General features: G+C 76.3%; 17 protein-coding genes. 11 read left to right on the top strand and 6 right to left on the bottom strand.

Going from position 1 to position 19,066, the window contains the following annotated elements; genetic code table 11:
* Positions 1 to 4 precede the first annotated feature (4 nt).
* The 3 genes from HK417_RS04735 to HK417_RS04745 are packed head-to-tail and all read right to left on the bottom strand — an operon-like array spanning position 5 to position 4,550.
* A complete protein-coding gene (locus HK417_RS04735) occupies positions 5 to 3,730 on the bottom strand; it encodes a DNA polymerase III subunit alpha (protein ID WP_308123375.1) in 3,726 nt (1,241 codons plus the stop codon).
* The gene (locus HK417_RS04740; RefSeq protein ID WP_222263837.1) at positions 3,727 to 4,224 is read right to left on the bottom strand and encodes an SAV_6107 family HEPN domain-containing protein; all 498 of its coding nucleotides are present in this window, start codon (positions 4,222 to 4,224) and stop codon (positions 3,727 to 3,729) included. The genes HK417_RS04735 and HK417_RS04740 overlap by 4 nt, the downstream gene beginning before the upstream one ends.
* Positions 4,224 to 4,550, bottom strand: coding sequence for a DUF6504 family protein (locus HK417_RS04745; protein WP_222263839.1), 327 nt, complete (start codon positions 4,548 to 4,550; stop codon positions 4,224 to 4,226). The genes HK417_RS04740 and HK417_RS04745 overlap by 1 nt, the downstream gene beginning before the upstream one ends.
* A 353-nt stretch (positions 4,551 to 4,903) precedes the next feature.
* Here HK417_RS04745 and HK417_RS04750 point away from each other — a divergent pair, with 353 nt between their 5' ends.
* The 6 genes from HK417_RS04750 to HK417_RS04775 are packed head-to-tail and all read left to right on the top strand — an operon-like array spanning position 4,904 to position 10,190.
* Complete coding sequence (locus tag HK417_RS04750; RefSeq protein WP_222263841.1) at positions 4,904 to 5,425, top strand: YbaK/EbsC family protein; 522 nt, start codon at positions 4,904 to 4,906, stop codon at positions 5,423 to 5,425.
* A complete protein-coding gene (locus tag HK417_RS04755) occupies positions 5,422 to 6,015 on the top strand; it encodes a GNAT family N-acetyltransferase (RefSeq protein WP_222263843.1) in 594 nt (197 codons plus the stop codon). Before HK417_RS04750 ends, HK417_RS04755 begins: the two co-directional genes overlap by 4 nt.
* Complete coding sequence (locus HK417_RS04760; RefSeq protein ID WP_222263845.1) at positions 6,012 to 7,652, top strand: phytoene desaturase family protein; 1,641 nt, start codon at positions 6,012 to 6,014, stop codon at positions 7,650 to 7,652. Before HK417_RS04755 ends, HK417_RS04760 begins: the two co-directional genes overlap by 4 nt.
* Complete coding sequence (locus tag HK417_RS04765) at positions 7,649 to 8,422, top strand: carotenoid biosynthesis protein (RefSeq protein WP_222263847.1); 774 nt, start codon at positions 7,649 to 7,651, stop codon at positions 8,420 to 8,422. The genes HK417_RS04760 and HK417_RS04765 overlap by 4 nt, the downstream gene beginning before the upstream one ends.
* Entirely contained in the window at positions 8,419 to 9,549 is a 1,131-nt protein-coding gene (locus HK417_RS04770) for a glycosyltransferase (RefSeq protein WP_222263849.1), read from the top strand. The genes HK417_RS04765 and HK417_RS04770 overlap by 4 nt, the downstream gene beginning before the upstream one ends.
* Positions 9,546 to 10,190, top strand: a complete 645-nt coding sequence (locus HK417_RS04775) for a flavin reductase family protein (protein WP_308123376.1) — start codon at positions 9,546 to 9,548, stop codon at positions 10,188 to 10,190. Before HK417_RS04770 ends, HK417_RS04775 begins: the two co-directional genes overlap by 4 nt.
* A 35-nt stretch (positions 10,191 to 10,225) precedes the next feature.
* On the opposite strand, the gene HK417_RS04780 is transcribed toward HK417_RS04775, so the two are convergent.
* Together HK417_RS04780 and HK417_RS04785 are read right to left on the bottom strand one after the other, a co-directional pair.
* Complete coding sequence (locus tag HK417_RS04780) at positions 10,226 to 11,203, bottom strand: carbohydrate kinase family protein (RefSeq protein WP_222263851.1); 978 nt, start codon at positions 11,201 to 11,203, stop codon at positions 10,226 to 10,228.
* A gap of 67 nt (positions 11,204 to 11,270) precedes the next feature.
* Complete coding sequence (locus HK417_RS04785; RefSeq protein WP_222263853.1) at positions 11,271 to 11,927, bottom strand: CDP-alcohol phosphatidyltransferase family protein; 657 nt, start codon at positions 11,925 to 11,927, stop codon at positions 11,271 to 11,273.
* Positions 11,928 to 11,962: 35 nt separating this feature from the next.
* Between HK417_RS04785 and HK417_RS04790 the strand changes: the two genes are divergently transcribed.
* The 4 genes from HK417_RS04790 (at position 11,963) to HK417_RS04805 (ending at position 15,427) form a co-directional block, all read left to right on the top strand.
* Positions 11,963 to 12,769, top strand: a complete 807-nt coding sequence (locus HK417_RS04790) for a lipase family alpha/beta hydrolase (protein ID WP_222263855.1) — start codon at positions 11,963 to 11,965, stop codon at positions 12,767 to 12,769.
* A gap of 25 nt (positions 12,770 to 12,794) precedes the next feature.
* Complete coding sequence (locus HK417_RS04795) at positions 12,795 to 13,352, top strand: hypothetical protein (RefSeq protein ID WP_222263857.1); 558 nt, start codon at positions 12,795 to 12,797, stop codon at positions 13,350 to 13,352.
* A gap of 168 nt (positions 13,353 to 13,520) precedes the next feature.
* Positions 13,521 to 14,750 carry a threonine--tRNA ligase gene (gene thrS / locus HK417_RS04800; RefSeq protein WP_222263859.1) on the top strand — a complete coding sequence of 410 codons (1,230 nt, stop codon included), beginning with the start codon at positions 13,521 to 13,523 and terminating at the stop codon, positions 14,748 to 14,750.
* 29 nt (positions 14,751 to 14,779) lie between these two features.
* On the top strand, positions 14,780 to 15,427 hold the full coding sequence (locus tag HK417_RS04805; protein ID WP_222263861.1) for a dihydrofolate reductase family protein: 648 nt from the start codon (positions 14,780 to 14,782) through the stop codon (positions 15,425 to 15,427).
* Here the strand turns inward: HK417_RS04805 and HK417_RS04810 are convergent.
* Positions 15,417 to 16,775, bottom strand: coding sequence for an aminotransferase class V-fold PLP-dependent enzyme (locus HK417_RS04810; protein ID WP_222263863.1), 1,359 nt, complete (start codon positions 16,773 to 16,775; stop codon positions 15,417 to 15,419). The two genes, HK417_RS04805 and HK417_RS04810, sit on opposite strands and share 11 nt — an antisense overlap.
* On the opposite strand from HK417_RS04810, the gene HK417_RS04815 reads away from it, so the two are divergent.
* Positions 16,774 to 19,065, top strand: coding sequence for a putative bifunctional diguanylate cyclase/phosphodiesterase (locus HK417_RS04815; RefSeq protein WP_222263865.1), 2,292 nt, complete (start codon positions 16,774 to 16,776; stop codon positions 19,063 to 19,065). The genes HK417_RS04810 and HK417_RS04815 overlap by 2 nt on opposite strands.
* The last annotated feature ends 1 nt before the right edge of the window (position 19,066 follow it).

Consider the following 19,066-nt stretch of genomic DNA (forward strand, 5'->3'; position numbering starts at 1 on the left):
CTGTTCATCGGCCGGAGCTGCCGGGGCTGGAGTGCCACAGCTTCCGCGGCGCTGCGGTCGCCTCCCGGCGGACCGCGGACTTGGTGTCGTCCCCGGCCGGCTTGATGTCGGCGTAGGGCGACATCCGGAAGCCGGTCGGGTGCACGAGCACCGGCCGCACCATGACCGGCCGGGAGCCGTGCGAGGCGGCGGCCCCGGTGATCGCCTGCTCCGTGTACTCCCCCTCCGTGGCCATCAGCTCGGCGACCGCGGCCAGCCCACCGGCCTCCCATGCCTCGTGCAGCGCCGGCAGCTCCCACGCACCGGTGGCCCGCATCGAGATCCCCCGCGGGCCGGTGCGCCGCAGCACCCCGCGGATCACCAGCAGCCACGAGTGGAAGACGGTGGACGCGTAGGGCCCCTGCACGTCCTCGAAGAAGGTGGAGTCGGTGCAGCCGGTGCCGTCGTCCAGCGTCACGAACACCACCCGGCGCCCGGACCGGATCGGCGGGGTCTGGGTGGCCACCTTCACCCCGGCCACCAGCACCTCCGACCCGCTGCGGCACTGCAGCAGCTCCCCGGCCGGCACCGCGCCCAGCGCCACGAGGAACGGCCGGTAGAAGTCGACGACGTGCCGGCTGGCGTCCAGCCCCAGCACCTCCAGCTCCGCGCGCACCCGCTCGGCGTCGGTGAACTCCGGCAACCCGGAGCTGACGAACTCCGGCGGCCCGCTGGCCTCGTCCCCGGCCTCCTCCGTGCCGAACAGGTCGAGGCCGAGCTGACCGCTGCCGGCGGCCCGCGCCCCGCTGCGGCTCCACCGGTCGAGCTCGCCGATCTGCAGCAGCAGGTCGCGGCGGGTCATCGACTGCCGTCGCCGGGTCGGCCGCCCGCCCTCGCTGTCGCGCACCCCGAACCCGTAGACCGAGTCGAACCCGCCGGCCAGCACCAGCCGCTCGGCCACCGGCCGGGACACGTTCGCCCGGGTCCAGAAGTCGGCCAGCGACCGGTAGGGCTGCCCGGCCACGACCCGGGCCATCTCCTCCTCGCTGATGCCCTTCACGTCGGCCAGCGAGAGCCGGATGCCGTAGCGCCCCGGATCGGACATCGAGGCCGGCATCCAGTCCGGCCGCGGCCGGTGGGCGGAGGGATCGGGCTCGACCCGCTCGATCCGGTAGGTGCCGGTCGAGGCGTTGACGTCCAGGCCGAGCACGTGCACGCCGAAGTTGCGGGCGTCGTCGAGGATCAGCCGCTTGGGGTACATGCCCGGGTCGTGGGTCAGCACCCCGGCGAGGAAGGCCGCCGTGTGGTGGGTCTTCAGCCAGGCCGACTGGTAGGTGGGCAGCGCGAACGCGGCGGCGTGCGCCTTGCAGAAGCCGAAGGAGCCGAAGGCGACCAGCACCTCCCACACCTGCTCGACCACCTCGACGGCGAAGCCCTCGTCCAGCGCCCGCGGCGCGAACCAGGCCTTGACCTCCGGATGGGCGTCCCGCTCGCCCAGCGCCCGGCGCACCTCGTCGGCCTCGGCCAGGGTGCAGCCGGTCATCGCCGAGACGATCATCAGCACCTGCTCGTGGAAGACCACCACGCCGGCGGTCTGCTCCAGCGCCGGCTGCAGCGCCGGGTGCAGGTACTCGGGGTCGCGCCAGCCGTTCCGGGCCATGAGGAACGGGGTGACCATGTCGCTCTTGACCGGCCCGGGCCGGAACAGCGAGATGTCGATGATCAGGTCCTCGAACGTCTGCGGCCCGAACTTGCCGACCAGCTCGCGCTGCCCCGGGGACTCGATCTGGAACATCCCCAGCGTGCGGGTGCTGCGGATCAGCTCGAAGGTGGCCGGGTCGTCGCGCGGCACGGCGTCGATGTCGACCTCCGCCCCGTCGACCCGGGCGACCTCGTCCATCGCGTGGGCGATCGCCGACTGCATCCGGATGCCGAGCAGGTCGAGCTTGAGCAACCCGAGCTCCTCGACGTCGTCCTTGTCGAACTGGCTCATCGGGTAGCCGAGGTAGCTGTTCTCGACCGGCGTGCGGTCCAGCAGCGTCGCGTCGGACAGCAGCACCCCGCACGGGTGCAGCGCGATGTGCCGGGGCAGTCCGTCGAGCCGGGCGACCAGGTCGAACAGCAGGTCCAGGTCGCCGCTGCCCCCGGCCCGCCGGGAGCCCAGCCGGCTGGCCCGCAGCTCCGGCAGGTCGCGCAGCGCGGCGTGCACCTGGTTGGCCCGGATGTGCGGGAACGCCTTGGCCACCGCGTCGACCTCGGCCGGCGGCAGCCCGAGCGCGGCGCCGACGTCGCGGATCGCGTGCCGCACCCGGTAGGTGTCCATCATCGAGATGCAGCTGACCCGGTGCGCCCCGAAGCGGTCGATCACCGCGTCGTAGACCTCCATCCGCCGGGCGGACTCCACGTCGATGTCGATGTCGGGCAGCTGGTGGCGCAGCGGCGACAGGAACCGCTCCATGAGCAGGCCGTAGCGGACCGGGTCGACGTCGGAGATGCCCAGCAGGTAGGTGACCAGGCTGCCGGCGCCCGAGCCGCGGGCCGCCGCGCGCACCCGCAGCTCCTTGATGAGCGCGACCACGTCGGCGACGGTGAGGAAGTAGGACGGGTAGCCGAGCCCGTCGATGACCACGAGCTCCTCCTCCAGCCGCTCGCGCACCGCCGCCGTCGGGGACATACCCCGCCGCCCGAACCCGGCCTCGCACCGGGCCCGCAGCACCTGCGAGGGGCCCATCCCCCGCTCGGCCGGGCTGGTGACCACGTCGAGCTCGGGATAGCGCACCGTGCCGATGCCGAGGTCGGCCCGGACGTCGACCGCGCACTGCTCGGCGACCCGGGCGGTGGTGGCCAGCAGCCGCGCGGCGGCGTCCCGGTCGGGGCCGGTGAGCTCCTCGGCGACCTCGGCCATCTCCTTGCCCGACTTCAGGTACCCCTCGGCGGTGCGCCGGTCGACGTGCCGCTGCCCGAGCGGCACCAGCCGGCGCGTGGCGTCCAGGACGTCGGCGGTGGGGGCGTCGAGCGCGTCGACGTACCGGACGGCGTTGGTGAGCACCGCCGGCACCCCGGTCTCGGCCGCCAGGCGCAGCATCGCCTGCGCCCGCACCCGGTCGCCCTGACCGCGGTGGTGCACGACCTCGAGCACCAGCTGCCCGGGCCCGAGGACCTCCCGCCAGGCCGCCAGCCGGGCGCGCGCCAGGTCGGCCCGGCCGGCGGCGAGCGCCCGGCCCACCGACGACTGCGGGCCCAGCAGGGCGAGCAGGCCGGCGGCGTGCTCACCGGCCAGCCGCAGCGAGCTGACCGGCTCCCCGCGGGTGCCCCCGAGGTGGGTGCCGCTGGTCAGCCGGCACAGCGAGCGCCAGCCGGCGCCGTCGCGAGCCAGGAAGGTGACCCGCGGCAGCCGCGGGTCGACGCTGGCGCCGCCCCGGGCCGGCACCCGGCGCCCGGACGGGTGCGCGGCCCGGTGCAGCGCGGCCGAGGAGATGCGCCCGGCCAGCTGCTGCTCGCCCCGCTCACCCCCGGCGACCGGGTCGACGGCGAGGTCGACGCCGAACAGCGGCCGGATCCCCGCCGACCGGCAGGCCAGCGCGAACTTGACCGCGCCGTAGAGGCCGTCGCGGTCGGTCAGCGCCAGCGCCCCCATGCCGTGCTCGGCGGCCCGGGCGACCAGGTCGGCCGGGTGGTTGGCGCCGTGACGCATCGAGTAGCCGGAGGCGACGTGCAGGTGGACGAAAGGGTCGCTCGCGAGCTCGCTCACGGCGTGCGGCCCGACGAACGGCGCTTGCCGCCGTCCATCGACCGCAGGCGCACCGGTGCCGCCGGAGCCGGCACGGGCCGGCTGACCGTCGTCTCGACCGCGGTGAGGAAGGCCCCCACGTCGCGCACCAGGTCGTCGGCCTCCCGGTCGGTGACCGCGGAGGACAGCCCGGCCTCGGCCGCGGCCCGCTTGGGCGCGTTCGCGGCGAAGAAGACCGCCCACTCCCCGAGCTCGGGAGCCACCTCGGTGATGAGCACCCAGGCGCTGCGCGGCCGGCGCCGCGCCGGCTCGGGCCGGGTGCGGGCTGCCAGCACCGCGGCGGCGCCGCGGAGGGCGGCCAGGTGGGCACCGGCGTAGCGCCAGTTCGCCTGGGACTCGGCGGCGGCCTCGGCCAGCCCGCGGTGCGCCTGGCCGAGGAGCTGGGCGGCGGCGGCCGGCATCGGCGGGGGCAACGGGAGCTGGCCCTGGGCGGCGAGGGCCCGTGCGGCGCCCATCAGTCGTGCACCCGGACGAGCAGCCACTGGTTGGCCGTCGGCTCCCAGGACAGGTCGAACACCCCGGCGAAGCTCATCCGCGACCGGCCGGCCCGCACCGCCTCGAGGCGCCACACCTGCCGGGTGGCGACCAGGTCGGCCGAGGCCCCGCGCCGCTCGGCGCTGTCGGCCTGCCACCACGGCGCGGTCTCGACCCAGGAGTCGAGCAACTCCCCGACGACGTAGCGGGACTGCCCGCGCCAGAACTGGGCCGGCCCCGACGACCCCTGCTCGACCTGCACCTCTTCACCGACGCGACCCTCGGCCCCGACGAGCACCCGGCTCATGACACGACTCCCGCACTCCTCGCCCCACCGGCCACCCCGCCTCCCGGCCCGGTGGGGAAGCGCGCATGCGGGAAGTGCACGGCGACCGGGCCGGGGAGCGGCGTCCCCGGTGTTCGAACACGTGTTCGAACACCCATGAGTAGACCGGACCCCACCGACAGCGTCAAGCCGACGGCGCGTGTCGGGATCCGTGTCGTTGCAGCCACTGCACGCAACGTCCGGACCACGCACGGCAGCAGACCACGGACCACCGACCGTTCCCGGCGGACCACGACATGCGAGCCCCCCGGCCGGCGGGCCCCGGCCGGTCCCGGGTGGCGCGGGCGTCCGGCCCCGGTGGCAGGATCGCCGGCATGACCGGAGCGGAGACCCTGCACCCCCGGGTCGCCGAGGTCGTGCGGCAGTTGCGAGCCGCCGGTGCCCCCGGTGAGGTGCGCGCGCTGCCCGACAGCGCCCGCACCGCCGCCGCGGCGGCCGCCCAGCTCGGCGTCGAGGTGGGCGCGATCGCCAACAGCCTGGTGTTCGAGGCCGTCGGCCAGCCGCTGCTGGTGCTGACCAGCGGCGCCCACCGGGTCGACGAGGAGCTCCTCGCCACGCTGCTCGGCGTCCCCGAGGTCCGCCGGGCCACCCCGGCGTTCGTCCGGGAGCACACCGGCCAGGCCATCGGCGGGGTCGCCCCGGTCGGGCACCCCGCGCCCATCGGCACCCTCGTCGACGTCGAGCTGGCCCGGCACCCGCAGGTCTGGGCCGCCGCCGGGCACCCGCACACCGTCTTCCCCACCACCTACGACGAGCTCCTGCGGCTCACCGGCGGCACCCCGGCCGAGGTGGGCCCGGGCCCGGCCGTCGCGCCGGCCGGGGCGGCCGGTCGATGACCGGCACCGCCCCGGCCACCCGGGTGGTCGAGCTGCCCACCGGGTGGGTGCGCGACCACCTGCACGAGGTGCTGGCCATCTACGGCGCGGCGATGGGCTACGGCGAGTCGGTCGTCGCCGGCCGGTACGGCTACGCCGTCCAGCACACCGAGCGGGCGGGCTTCCGCGCCGTCGGTGCGTTCGCCGAGGGCCCCCGGGAGGACGGCACGGAGGGGGAACGGCTGGTCGGCTTCGGCTACGGCTACCTGGTCGCCCCCGGGCAGTGGTGGCACGACCAGGTGCGCAACGCCATGGACCGGCGGACGGCGAAGCAGTGGCTGCCCGGCGCGTTCGAGGTCTGCGAGCTGCACGTGCTGCCCGAGCACCAGAGCCGCGGGATCGGCCGGCAGCTGCTGCACGCCCTGGTCGAGGGCGTGCCGGCCCCGGTGGCGCTGCTCAGCACCCCGGACACCGACACCAAGGCGTTCCGGCTGTACCACGCCGACGGCTTCGTCGACCTGGCCCGCGGTTACCACTTCCCCGGGGACGCCCGCCCGTTCGCGATCCTCGGCGCCCGCCTGCCGCTCCCCCCGCCCCCGCGGGATCCGTGACCTCCGCGGTCGAGGCGGTCGTCGTCGGCGCCGGCCACAACGGGCTGGTCGCCGCCTGCCACCTGGCCCGGGCGGGGCTGCGGGTGGAGGTCGTGGAGCGCGACGAGGTGCTCGGCGGCGCCGTCTCCACCGTCGAGCGGTGGCCCGGGGTCCGGGTCGACCGGGGCTCCAGCGCGCACGTGATCATCCGGCACAGCGGCGTGGTCGAGGAGCTGGAGCTCGAGCGGTTCGGCCTCCGCTACGTCGACTGCGACCCGTGGGGGTTCGCACCCGCCCCGCGCCCCGGCGACCCCGGTCCCGACGGCCGCCCGCTGGTCTTCTCCGTCGACCTGGACGCCACCTGCGCCTCGATCGCGGCCGCCTGCGGCGAGTCCGACGCCCGCGCCTACCGGCGGTTCGTCCAGGTGTGGGGCCCGCGCAGCGCCGCCGTCGTCCGGGCGTTCGGCGACCGGCCGACCATGGGCCGGCTGGTCCGGCACCTGTGGCCGGTGGGCGCGCCGCGGGCCGGGCAGCCGCGCACCCCCGGCGGCGAGATCGCCACCGACTTCCTCGGCTCCGGCGACGCCCTGCTGGACCGCTGGTTCGGCAGCGAACGGCTCAAGGCGGCGCTGGCCTGGTTCGGCGCCCAGTCCGGGCCGCCGATGTCCGAGCCGGGCACCGCGGCGATGGTCGCCTGGGTGGCGCTGCTGCACGAGGTGCCGCCGGGCCACCCGGTGGGCGGCTCGGGCGGGCTCACCCAGGCGCTGGCCGCCCGGCTGGCCGCCGACGGCGGCCGGGTCACCCTCGGGGACGGCGCCGCCCGACTGCTGGTCGACGGCCCGCCCGACGCGCGCCGGATCGCCGGGGTGGAGACGACGTCGGGACGGCGGATCACCGCACCCGTCGTCGTCGCCGCCTGCCACGTGCTGGCGACCAGGGAGCTGGCCGGCGACGACGCACCCCCGGCCCTGGCCGACGCCGACCCGCCGGTGGGCAACGGCTTCGGCCTGGTCCTGCGGGCGCTGACCGACGCGCTGCCCGCCTATCCGGGGGCCACCGCGGCCGAGTCGCTGCAGGGGCTGCAGCTGCTGTGCACCGACCGGGCCCAGCTCGCCCGGGCGCACGGCGACTGGCTGGCCGGCGAGCTGCCCCGGGAGCCGGTGCCGCTGGCCATGTCGTTCTCCGCGAGCGACCCGACGCTGGCCCCGCCGGGGCAGCACGTCGTCACGATCTGGGGGCAGTGGTACCCGTACACGCTGGCCGACGGCAGCGACTGGGACGCGGTCGCCGACACCGCGGCCGCGCAGCTGGTGCGCGCCGTCGACCGGTTCGCACCCGGCTTCGCCGACTCGGTACAGCGGCTGCACGTCCAGACACCACTGTCCCTGGAGCGCGAGCTGGGGCTCCGGCGCGGCAACGTGATGCACGTGGAGATGGGTCTGGCCAGCATGTTCGGGTTCCGGCCGACCCCGGCGCTCGCCGGCCACCGGGTGCCCGGGCTGGCCGGGCTCTACCTGGCCGGCGCGTCCACCCACCCCGGGGGCGGGGTCTCCGGCAACTCCGGGCGCACCGCCGCCCGGCTGGTCCTGGCCGACCGCCGTCCGGCGGCCCGGCTGCGCGCCGAGGTCGGCCGGCGGTTCCGCGCCGCCCGCCGGTGACCGGGGCGCTGGCGGTCCGGCCGGGCACGCCGGTCCGGCTGCCCCTGGTCCTCGCGCTGCTGCTCGTCGGCGCGGCGATCGCCTATCCGCTCACCGACGGTGCCCCGCGGAACGCCGTCAGCTGGGCCATCGTGCTGCTCGGCGCCTCGGTGTCGGTGACCTCGGCGGCCCTCAGCCGCGGGCTGCGCACCGGCCTCGGCGTGCTCGGGCTGGTCGCCGCCGTGGCGGTGCTGTTCGAGGCGCTCGGGCTGGCCACCGGCTTCCCCTACGGCGAGTACGGCTACAGCGACGGCCTGGGCCCGACGCTGCTCGGCGTTCCGTTCCTCGTGCCGCTGGCCTGGCTGATGATGGCCTGGCCGAGCTGGGTGCTCGCCGCCCGGCTGGCCCCGCGGTCCCGCCCGGCCCGGGTGCTCGTCGCCGCCTACGTCTTCGCCGCGTGGGACGTCGTCCTCGATCCGCAGATGGTGCAGGCCGGCTACTGGCGCTGGGCGCACCCCTCCCCCGGCCTGCCGGGCATCGACACCGTGCCGCTGACCAACCTCGCGGGCTGGCTGCTGGCCGGGCTGGCGCTGATGACGCTGCTCGAGCTGCTGGCCGGCCGGCGCCCCTCGCGGGGCGGGGACGCCGCACCGCTGCTCGTGCTCGGCTGGATGACCCTCGGCGGGGCGCTCGCGCACGCGGTCTGGCTGGACCTGCCGGGTTCGGCGCTCTGGGGCGTGCTGCTGGCGCTGCCGGTGCTCGTCGCGCTCGCCCTGCGCAGGCGCCGGTGAGCCGGCTGGTGCGGCTGGGCGCCGGCCTGTCGGTGCTGGGTGCGGTGCACGCGGCGGTGAACACCCGGCTGCTGCGCCGTCCGCCCGCCGTCCCCCCGCCGGTGCGGAGCCGGGTGGCCGTCGTCCTGCCGGTGCGCGACGAGGCCGAACACGTGGCCGGCTGCCTGGCCGCCGTCCTCGACCAGCGGGGCGTCCCGGGCCTGCGGGTCGTCGTGGTCGACGACGGCTCCACCGACGGCACCGCCGACCGGGTGCCCGCCGACGAGCGGGTGCGGCTGGTGCGGGCAACCCCGCCCGGCCCGGGCTGGCTGGGCAAGCCGAACGCCTGCGCGCAGGGCGCGGCGGCGGCCGGGGACGTCGACGTGCTGGTCTTCCTCGACGCCGACGTGCGGCTGATGCCCGACGCGGTCGCCGCCGCGGTGGCCGTCCTCGACGACGCGGGCCTGGACCTGGTCTCCCCCTGGCCGCGGCAGCTGACCGGCAGCGCCGCCGAGCGGCTGGTGCAGCCGCTGCAGCAGTGGCTGTGGGCGACCCTGCTGCCGCTGCGCCTGGCCGAGCGGTCGCCGCGCCCCTCGCTGGCGGCGGCGAACGGGCAGTTCCTCGTCGTCCGGCGCGCCGCCTACACCCGGGCCGGCGGGCACGCCGCAGTCCGCGGCGAGGTGATCGAGGACGTCGCCCTGCTGCGCGCGGTCAAGTCCGCCGGCGGCCGTGGCGTGGTGGTCGACGGCTCGACGCTGGCCGCCTGCCGGATGTACGCCGGCTGGCCGGGCGTGCGCGACGGCTACGCGAAGTCGCTGTGGTCCGCCCTCGGCGGGCGTCCGGCCGCGGCCGCCGCGGCGGCGGCCGCGCTGAGCCTGGTCTGGCTGCTGCCGCCGCTGGCCGCGCTCGCCGGCTCGCGCGCCGGGCTGCTGGGCTGGGCGGCCGGGGTGGCCGGCCGGGCGGTGACCGCGCACGCCACCGGGGGCCGCGCCTGGCCCGACGCGCTGGCCCACCCGGTGTCGATCGCGCTGCTCGACGTGCTGGTGGCCCGCTCGCTCGCCGGCCACCGCCGCGGCTCGTTGCGCTGGCGCGGCCGCGCGGTGACCGGCGCGCCGGAGGGCCCGGCCTCCCGCAGGATGGAGCGGTGACCTCCGCCCGCGTGCACTTCGACCCCGCCGAGATGGAGAGCGCCGCGTTCTACCGGGTGCTCAACTCGATCGTCGTCCCCCGGCCGATCGCCTGGGTGTGCAGCCGGTCGGCCGAGGGCGTGCTCAACCTCGCCCCGCACTCCTTCTACACGGTGGCCTGCGTGCAGCCGCCGGTCGTGCAGTTCACCTCGGTGGGCCGCAAGGACTCCCTCACCAACGTGGAGGAGACCCGGGAGTTCACCGTCAGCCTCACCCCGGAGTCGCTCTTCGAGCAGGTCAACGCCACCGGCACCGACTTCCCGCCGGAGCAGGACGAGGCGGAGCACACCGGGGTCGCGCTCGAGCCCAGCGAGGTGGTCGGCGTGCCGCGGGTCGCGGAGTCGCCGGTGTCGATCGAGTGCACCCTGCAGGGCACCGTGTCCTTCGGCGACAGCACCGTGGTGTTCGGGCGGGTCGTGCACGTGAGCGCGTGGGAGTCCGCCGTCCGGGACGGCCGGCCGCGGATCGAGCACCTCCGGCCGCTGGCCCGGCTCGGCGGCAACGAGTGGTCGACGATCGGCGAGGTCAAGGAGATCCGCCGGATCCCCTACCGCCGGTGGTCGGAGGACCCGGACATCGGCGAGCGCCTGCGCGGCGGCTGACATCCCGGGGGCAGAAATGGCCTCTGCCCCCGGGGTCAGGACGGCAGGAAGGGCGCGACCTCGTCGGCGGCGTCGGCGCCGAAGGCGTCGGCGAACCGTCCCAGGAAGTGCTCCCGGGGCAGCGCGTACTCCTGCGTGCCGACGACCTCGACGGCGGCGGTCGCCACCGCGGAGCCGACCTGGGTGGCCCGCTCCAGGCACAGCCCCCACTGCCGGGCCGCGACGAACCCCGCCCGCAGCGCGTCGCCGCCACCGGTGGGCTCCACCGGCTTGGTCTCCGGGACGGCGATCACCTCGATCGGCTCCGCGCCGGCCCGCTCCACCCGCACGCCGTTGGCCGCCCGGGTGGTGACCCAGGTGCCCACCCGGGCGAGCACCTCGTCGTCGTCCCAGCCGGTCTTCTGCAGCAGCAGCGCGTGCTCGTACTCGTTGGTGAACAGCAGGTCGGCGCCGTCGACGAGGTCGCGGATCATCTCGCCGTCGGCCCAGGCCAGCTGCTGGGACGGGTCGGCGAGGAACGGGTAGCCGCGGTCCCGGCACTCCTGGGTGTGCTGCACCATCGCGGTCGGGTCGTTGGGCCCGACGACGACCAGGTCGATCGCGCCGACCCGCCGCTCGACCGGCGCCAGCTCGATCAGCGACGCCTCGCTCATCGCACCCGAGTAGAAGGAGGCGATCTGGTTGTTCGCCGCGTCGGTCGTGCAGGTGAAGCGGGCGGTGTGCTTGAGCTCCGACCAGCGGACGCTCGCGGTGTCGACGCCGTGCCGGGTCAGCCAGGCGTCGTAGTCGGCGAAGTCGCTGCCCACCGCGCCGACCAGCACCGGGTGCAGGCCGAGCAGCCCGAGCCCGTAGGCCATGTTCGCCCCCGCGCCGCCGCGGTGCTGCACCAGGTCGTCGACGAGGAAGGACAACGAGACGTTCTGCATCTCGCCCTCGACGAACTGGTCGGCGAAGCGGCCGGGGAAGGTCATCAGGTGGTCGGTGGCGATCGAGCCGGTCACGACGACGGACATCAGGGGTCTCCCTCGGGGGACGGCGACCGGGAGGGGCACCGAGGCGGGTACAGGGTAGGAGGCGGCGTCAGTCGGTGAGCGCCCGGCGCAGCTGGAGCCCGAGCTGCGCGGTGGCGACCACCCCGAGCAGGCAGCCGGTGGCCGCGCCGAGGGTGGCGACGACGGCCGGGTCGACGACGCCGGACACGACCCCGGCGCCCCCGAGGGTGAGACCGGTCATCACCACCCGGGTGGGGCGCTCCCACACCGAGATCGCGCCGGTCTCGGTGACCCCGGCCTGCCCGGCGCGCGCCCGCAGGTAGTCGGGCAGCCAGCACAGCGCGCCGAAGGCCGCGGCCAGCAGCCCCGGGACGCCGACGACCCAGAGGGCGAGCGCGTAGGCGACCTCGGTGAGCCGGTCGACCGCCGAGTCGAGGACGAACCCGCGGCGCGACGCCCGGCCGCCGGCGATCGCCAGCGCACCGTCGAGCGAGTCCAGCAGGCCGGACAACGCGACCAGCAGCCCGGCGGCGACCAGCCAGCCACCCCCCGCGGCCGCCGGGGCCACCGCCGCGGCGGCCACCAGCAGGCCGGTGGCGGTCACCGCGAGCGGGGACACCCCGGCGAGCGGCCGGGCGAGGGTGTAGGCCAGCGTGAGCCAGCCGCGGACCAGCCGGCTGTCGTCCGGACCGGCGTCGCCGTGCCAGCGGGACCAGGCCGCCAGGTACTCGTCGCGGCTCAGCACGGGCCCAGTTGACCACGCCGGGCACAGTGGGGTGCGTGCTCGCCGGCTTCTCCCCCGCCCGCCGCCGCCTCCTGCTGGCCCTGCTGGGAGTCGTCGTGGCCGTCGTCCTGGCGGTCGCCGTCCCCCTGCTGACGCGGGACCACCGCCGGCCGGTACCCGCGGCCGACCAGTCGACCCCCGGGCCGGTGCTGCTCGTGCCCGGCTACGGCGGGTCGGGCGCCGCGCTGTCCTCCCTCGCCGACCGGCTGACCGCGGCCGGCCGGGACGCGACCGTCGTCGCGGTGCCCGGCCAGGGCACCGGCGACCTGCGGGCGTCGGCCGCCGCGCTCGACGCCGCGGTCGACGAGGTGCTGGCCCGCACCGGCGCGAGGAGCGTCGACGTGGTGGGCTACTCGGCCGGCGGGGTGATCGCCCGGCTGTGGGCCGCCGACGGCGGCGCGGACCGGGCGCGGCGGGTGGTCACGCTCGGGTCACCGCACCACGGCACCACCGTCGCCGACCTCGCCACCAGCTACGCGCCGACGGAGTGCCCGGACGGGTGCCGGCAGCTGACCACCGACAGCGACCTGCTCGCCGAGCTCAACGCCGGTGACGAGACGCCGGAGGGGCCGACCTGGGTGTCGATCTGGACGACGGCGGACTCCACGGTCACCCCGCCGGAGTCCGCCGAGCTGGCCGGCGCCCTGGAGCTGCCGGTGCAGTCGGTGTGCGCGGACTCGACGGTGCCGCACGGGCAGCTGCCCACCGATCCGCTGGTGCAGGGCATGGTATTGGCCGAGCTGGCCGCCGGGGACCCGGTGCCGCTCACCTCCGCCGACTGCGCCCGGCTGCGGCAGGGCTGAGCGCCCGGGGACCTACGGTGCCTCCGTGGCGTACGACGTGCAGGCCGAGAGCGTGCGGCTCATCGCGGACGGGCTGACCGAGGACCCCGCCCGGCTGAGCCGGCGCCGCCGCTTCGCCGCGATGGCCGTCGACGTCGACGGCGACGTCGCCTGCACGAAGTTCGTGCGGCGCAGCGTGGGCTCCTTCGAGCACCTGTGCCACGTCCTGGTGCGTCGCGGAGCCGACTGGGTGTACCTGGGCGGCGGCGGCAGCGGCGCGGAGACCGACGGCCTCGAGGACCGGCCGGGCGCCCGGGAGCTCGGCGGGCACGTGGTGGTGCAGGGCAGCGGAGGGGTGGCCGACGACGCCGGCCGGCGGATGCCGTGGGGCGGGCGCTGGATCAGCTACGCGGAGCTGCGGGTGAGCGCGGCCGCCGCGAGCGTGCACGTCGGGGACCGGGTGCTGTCCGTGCCGCGCCACGGGCACGTCGTCGTGATTTGGACCGGCCGGCGCGCACCCGTCGCCGTGGCCCACGGCTCCGACGGGCGCCCGCTCGCCGGCGTCGGCCTGCCCGGGCGGAGGGGCCCCGCCGAACTCCGTTGACCGGAGGTTGGGGACCCGTCATCGTCGCTGCATGCCCATCGCACTGGCCGCCACGACGCCGGAGAGTCTCCGGCACCTCGTGTAGCCAGCGCACGGCACGAGCCCCGGGGACCGGTCCCCGGGGCTCTCTGCTGTCGGCGGCCGGTCCCTCCCCCGAGAGGAAGCGACATGGATCCCGACCACTCCACCGTCGGACGGGCCCTCGACCTGTTCGACACCACCCCCGCCGTCGGCGCCGGGCTGCCGCTGTGGCTGCCCGACGGCGCGGTCGTCCGCGCCGAGCTCGAGCGGTTCGCCCTCGAGCAGGCCCTGGCCTCGGGCTGCCGGCGGGTCTACACCCCGGTGCTGGCGAAACGTGAGCTGTTCGAGCGCTCGGGGCACTGGGACAAGTTCTCCGCCGACATGTGGCCGGAGATGGTCGTCGGCGGCGAGAGCTTCGTGCTGCGCCCGGCCAACTGCCCGCACCACACCCAGGTCTTCGCCGCCCGCCCGCACAGCCACCGGGACCTGCCCGTGCGGCTGGCCGAGCTCGGGTCGATGTTCCGCAGCGAGCTGTCCGGCGTGCTGGCCGGGCTGAGCCGGGTCCGGCAGATCAACCTGGACGACGCCCACTCCTTCTGCCGGCCCGACCAGGTCGTCGCCGAGGTGCGGCTCGCGCTGGACGCGATCCGGCACTGCTACGCGGTGCTCGGCATCGAGGTCAGCCGGTTCCGGCTGTCGGTGCGCGGCCCCGGCGGCCGGTACCTCGGGGACGACGAGCAGTGGCGCACCGCCGAGGCCCAGCTCCGGGAGGCGCTGGACGACGCCGGGCTGGCGTACGAGGTCGCGCCCGGGGAGGCCGCGTTCTACGGCCCGAAGATCGACGTCCAGGTGACCGACCGCCGCGGCCGCGAGGAGACCCTGTCCACCGTGCAGGTCGACCACAACCAGCCCGAGCGGTTCGGCCTGACCTACGTCGGCGCGGACGGCCGGAAGCACCGGCCGGTGATGGTGCACCGCGGCCTGCTCAGCTCGATGGAGCGGCTGACCGCGATCCTGCTGGAGTCCTCCGCCGGCCGGCTGCCCACCTGGCTGGCCCCGGTGCAGGTCCGGGTCCTCCCCGTCGGCGAGCAGCACGCCGGCCCCGCGGGGGAGCTGGCGGCGGAGCTGGCCGCGGCGGGGATCCGCGCGGTCGTCGACGAGCGCGGATCGCTCCCCGCCCGGGTGCGGGAGGCGCACGAGCGGCGGGACGCCTACGTCGCCGTCCTCGGGGACGCCGAGGTGGCCGCGGGCAGCGTCGCCGTCTCGGCGCCGGGGCTGCGGCCCCGGGCGGTGCTCCCCCGGGCCGAGCTGCGGCGACGCCTGGGCGAGGAGGTCGCCGGCCGCCGCCGGGAGCGCTCCGTCGTGGCCGGGCGATGAGTGCGGCGACCAGGAGGAGTCCTACGCCCATGCCCAGACTCCGCGTGTCCAACCTGTCCGTGTCGCTGGACGGCTACGCCGCCGGGCCCCGCCAGAGCACCGACGACCCGCTCGGGGTGGGCGGCGAGCAGCTGCACACCTGGATGTTCGACACCCGCACCGGCCAGGCGGCCCACGGCGGGTCCGGCGGGGCGACCGGCGTCGACGACGACTGGCTGGCCCGCAGCGAGACGGGCATCGGCGCGACGATCATGGGCCGGAACATGTTCGGCCCGATCCGCGGCGAGTGGACGGGGCCGGCGTGGACGGGCTGGTGGGGCGAGGACCCGCCCTTCCACCACCCGGTGTTCGTGCTCACCCACCACCCACGGCAGCCGCAGGAGATGGCCGGCGGGACGACGTTCACCTTCGTCAGTGACGGCATCGAGTCCGCGCTGGCGCAGGCGTTCGCGGCGGCGGAGGGCGCGGACGTGCGGCTCGCCGGTGGCGCAGCGACGGTCCGGCAGTACCTGCGGGCCGGGCTGGTCGACGAGCTGCACGTGGTCGTCGTCCCCGTGCTGCTCGGCTCCGGCGAGCGCCTGCTCGGCGACCTCGCGGACGCCCCGCCCCTGACCTGCGCCGAGTACGAGGCCTCCCCGGCCGCGGCGCACTACCGGCTGGTGCGCGCTAGCTCCTGACGACGGTGAGGGACGGTGCGGCCGGGACGTACTGGCCGTGCTCGTCGAGCCGGTAGCGGTCGCCGTCCCCGGGCGTGCCGGCGATCGCCCGCAACGCCGTGCCCAGGGCCGCCACGTCTGCCGGCGACGTCCCGCGGTTGGCGCTGGCCCGCACCGCCCCGGGCAGGTCGACCCGGCCGGCGGCGGCGTCGCGGTGGAAACGGCGCACCTGCTCCTCGGTCAGCGACAGCAGCCGGCTCATGTAGGGGTGGGCGCAGAAGCAGCCGTTGCGCACGCCGATCGCGTGCTCGTGCGACAGCCGGGCGGCCACCAGCGCGTGCGGCACGCCGTCGAGGATGAACGCGGCGACCGGCAGCCGGTCCCCGCTCCCCGGCCCGAGCCGCCGCAGGCCCGGCACGGTGGCCAGCTCGGCGTCCAGGGCGGCGGTGAGGGCACGCTCGTGCGCCAGCAGGGCCGGCCACGCTGCCGGGCCGAACTCCTCCGCCGCCGCGGCCAGGGCCACCACGCCGAGCACGTTGGGCGAGCCGGCCTCGTCCCGGTCGGGACCGTCGGCCCAGACGACGTCGTCGAAGGAGACCGCCCGCACCGCGCCGCCGCCGACCAGCAGCGGCTCGCCGGAGCTGAACAGGTCCCGGGGGCCGACCAGCGCGCCGGCCCCGTAGGGCGCCCCCATCTTGTGCCCGGACAGCGCCAGGACGTCGATCCCCAGCGCGGTCATGTCGATGGGCCGGTGCCCGGCCAGCTGGGCGGCGTCGACGACCACCAGCACCCCGCGCTCCCGCGCGGCGGCGGCGATCCGGCCCAGGTCCGGCAGCCAGCCGGTCACGTTGGAGGCGCCGGTCAGCGTCAGCACGCGGGACACCGGGCGCTGCTCCAGGGCGGCGACCACGTCCTCCGGGCCGAAGGTGCCCGCCGCGTCGACCTCGACGACCCGCAGCCGGGCGTGCCGCCGCCAGGGCAGCAGGTTCGCATGGTGCTCCACGGCCGTGGTCAGCACCACGTCGTCGGAGGTGAGGCCCAGCCGGAAGGCCAGGACGTTCAGCGCCTCGGTGGTGTTGCGGGGGAAGAGGGCCACGTGCGTCGCGGGGTCCGCGCCGACGAACCCGAGGAGGGTGTCGCGGGCTGACTCGTAGCGGGCGCTCGCGTACTGGGACCGGGCGCCGGCGCCCCGGTGCACGCTGGAGTACCAGGGCAGGAAGTCCGCCACCGCCCGGGCCACCGCCACCGACGCGGGGCTGGTCGCCGCGGTGTCCAGGTCGACGTAGGCGCGCATCCCGCCGCCGACGACGGGCACCCGCAGGCCCGTTCCCAGCAGCGGTCCGGGGTCGCTGGAGGGTGCGCTGCGCATGGGCGTGTCATCGGCGGCCGCCGCGCCCGGCATGACCCCTTCGGGGGGAGCCCCGGTCAACCAGGCCGCCGGAACGTCGATGCTCCTCGGTGTGAGGACACCCCCGCCGGAGCCCAGCCCCACCGCCGGCCGCCGGAGCGGGGTCCGGCTGACCCGCCGGGTCTTCTGGGACCTGGCCATCTACATGGTCGGTTTCGGGCTGGTCGTCGGGCTGGTGTTCCCCCCGTTCGCCACGGTGCTCGGGGTCCCCGACCGTTATGCCGGCCGGACCTCCTTCCAGGTGGCCTGCCTGGTCGCGGGCTTCCTGGTCAGCGGGCTCAGCTACGCGCTGTGCCGGTGGGTGGTCGGGGGGCGGCTGGCGGTGCTCAGCTCCCACCTGCGGTCGGTCGCCGACTCGATCGGCTCGGCCAGCCGCAGCGGGGACTGGTCCGGGTCGACCCGGATCGAGGTGGACTCCGTCGACGAGCTCGGGGAAACCGCGCAGGCGTTCAACAGCCTGCTGGACGCGCTGGAGGACGGCGAGCACTTCCGGTCCCTGGTCCGCAACGCCTCCGACGTCATCACCGTCGTCGACTCCGCCGGGACGATCACCTACCAGACCCCGTCGGTCGGCTGGGTCCTCGGCTATCCCCCGGCGACGCTGCTGGGCAGCGACGTGCGCGCCCTGCTGCACCCCGGGGACGCCGCCACCTTCGCCGCGCACCTCCGGGACGCGGTCGACGGCCGCCCGCCCGCCGCGTCGGTGGCCTCGCGGATGCGCCACCGCAACGGCTCCTGGCGCTGGACCGAGACCGTGCTCAACGACCTGCTCGGCGACCCGGCCGTGGCCGGCATCGTGCTGACCACCCGGGACGTGAGCGACCGCCGGGAGCTCGAGGAGAAGCTGCGCGAGCAGGCGTACCACGACGCGCTCACCGGCCTGCCCAACCGGGTGATGTTCATGGAGCGCCTGCGGGCCGCCGAGGAGCTAGAGCGGACCACCGGCACCCCGCTGGCGGTGCTGTTCCTGGACCTGGACAACCTCAAGACGATCAACGACGACCTCGGGCACGAGGGCGGTGACCGGCTGCTGCAGACGGTGGCCGCCCGGATGAGCGGCTGCCTGCGCGCCGACGACACCCTGGCCCGGCTGTCCGGCGACGAGTTCGCCGTGCTGCTGGTCGGCGGGCCCGGTGACCAGACGGCCGTCACGGCCGAGGGGATGGCCGAGCGCATCCTCGCCAGCCTGCGCCGGCCCATCACGATCGCCGAGCGGTCCTGCACGGCCGGCCTGAGCATCGGCATCGCCACCTCGGCCACCTGCGCGGCCAGCGGGATGCCGCTGCTGCGCGCGGCCGACGTCGCCATGTACGTCGCCAAGACCACCGGCAAGGGCCGCTACGCGGTCTTCCAGCCCAGCCACCACACCGCCGTCGTCGACCGGGAGCAGTTGCGCGCCGACCTGCACCGGGCCCTGGGGTCCGGGCAGTTCGTGCTGCACTACCAGCCGATCGTCGAGCTCACCGGCGGGCAGGTGACCGGGTTCGAGGCGCTGGTCCGCTGGCAGCACCCCGAGCGGGGGCTGGTCCCCCCGGCGGAGTTCATCCCGCTCGCCGAGGAGACCGGCCTGATCGTCCCGATCGGCCGCTGGATCCTGCACGAGGTGTGCCGGCAGGCCGCGGCCTGGCAGCGGTCGGACCCCGGCTCCCGCACCCGGGTCAGCGTCAACGTCTCGGTGCGCCAGTTCCAGCACCCCGACCTCGTCGGTCACCTGCGCAGCGCGCTGGAGGAGTCCGGGCTGGACGCCGGGCTGCTCTGCCTGGAGATCACCGAGTCGCTGTTCGTCGAGGACGCCGCCAGCACCAGCACCAAGCTGCTGGAGGTCAAGGCGCTCGGCGTCCGGCTGGCCCTGGACGACTTCGGCACCGGCTACTCGTCGCTGAGCTACCTGCGCCGCTTCCCCATCGACGTCCTGAAGATCGACAAGGCGTTCGTCGAGGGGATCGCCAGCAGCTCGCAGGACCGGGCGGTCGTCGGCGCGATCGTCGCGCTCGGCAAGACGCTGGAGCTGACCGTGGTCGCCGAGGGGATCGAGAGCGCCGGGGAGCTGGAGGCGCTGCGCGCGCTCGGCGTCGACCACGGCCAGGGCTACCACCTCGGCCGCCCGGCGCCCGCCGCCGGCGCGGGGCCGGACGGCGGCGCCCCGGCCGTGCCCGAGCGGCGGGACCCCGGCTCGGCGGGCACCGTGCTGCGGGCCCAGCCGCGCCCCCTGCCCGTCCCCGAACAGCGCCCCGGCGCGGCCGCCCGCTAGG

Origin of the sequence: Modestobacter marinus, from assembly GCF_019799945.1 — a bacterium.
GTDB classification, from domain to species: domain Bacteria; phylum Actinomycetota; class Actinomycetes; order Mycobacteriales; family Geodermatophilaceae; genus Modestobacter; species Modestobacter marinus_B.

Excerpts from the sequence above, each read along its gene's own strand:
- HK417_RS04750 (WP_222263841.1), top strand. The coding sequence starts at position 4,904 with ATGACCGGAGCGGAGACCCTGCACCCCCGGGTCGCCGAGGTCGTGCGG.
- thrS (WP_222263859.1), top strand. The coding sequence starts at position 13,521 with ATGGATCCCGACCACTCCACCGTCGGACGGGCCCTCGACCTGTTCGAC.
- HK417_RS04815 (WP_222263865.1), top strand. The coding sequence starts at position 16,774 with ATGGGCGTGTCATCGGCGGCCGCCGCGCCCGGCATGACCCCTTCGGGG.
- HK417_RS04755 (WP_222263843.1), top strand. The coding sequence starts at position 5,422 with ATGACCGGCACCGCCCCGGCCACCCGGGTGGTCGAGCTGCCCACCGGG.
- HK417_RS04780 (WP_222263851.1), bottom strand. The coding sequence starts at position 11,203 with ATGTCCGTCGTCGTGACCGGCTCGATCGCCACCGACCACCTGATGACC.
- HK417_RS04805 (WP_222263861.1), top strand. The coding sequence starts at position 14,780 with ATGCCCAGACTCCGCGTGTCCAACCTGTCCGTGTCGCTGGACGGCTAC.
- HK417_RS04745 (WP_222263839.1), bottom strand. The coding sequence starts at position 4,550 with ATGAGCCGGGTGCTCGTCGGGGCCGAGGGTCGCGTCGGTGAAGAGGTG.
- HK417_RS04810 (WP_222263863.1), bottom strand. The coding sequence starts at position 16,775 with ATGCGCAGCGCACCCTCCAGCGACCCCGGACCGCTGCTGGGAACGGGC.
- HK417_RS04740 (WP_222263837.1), bottom strand. The coding sequence starts at position 4,224 with ATGGGCGCCGCACGGGCCCTCGCCGCCCAGGGCCAGCTCCCGTTGCCC.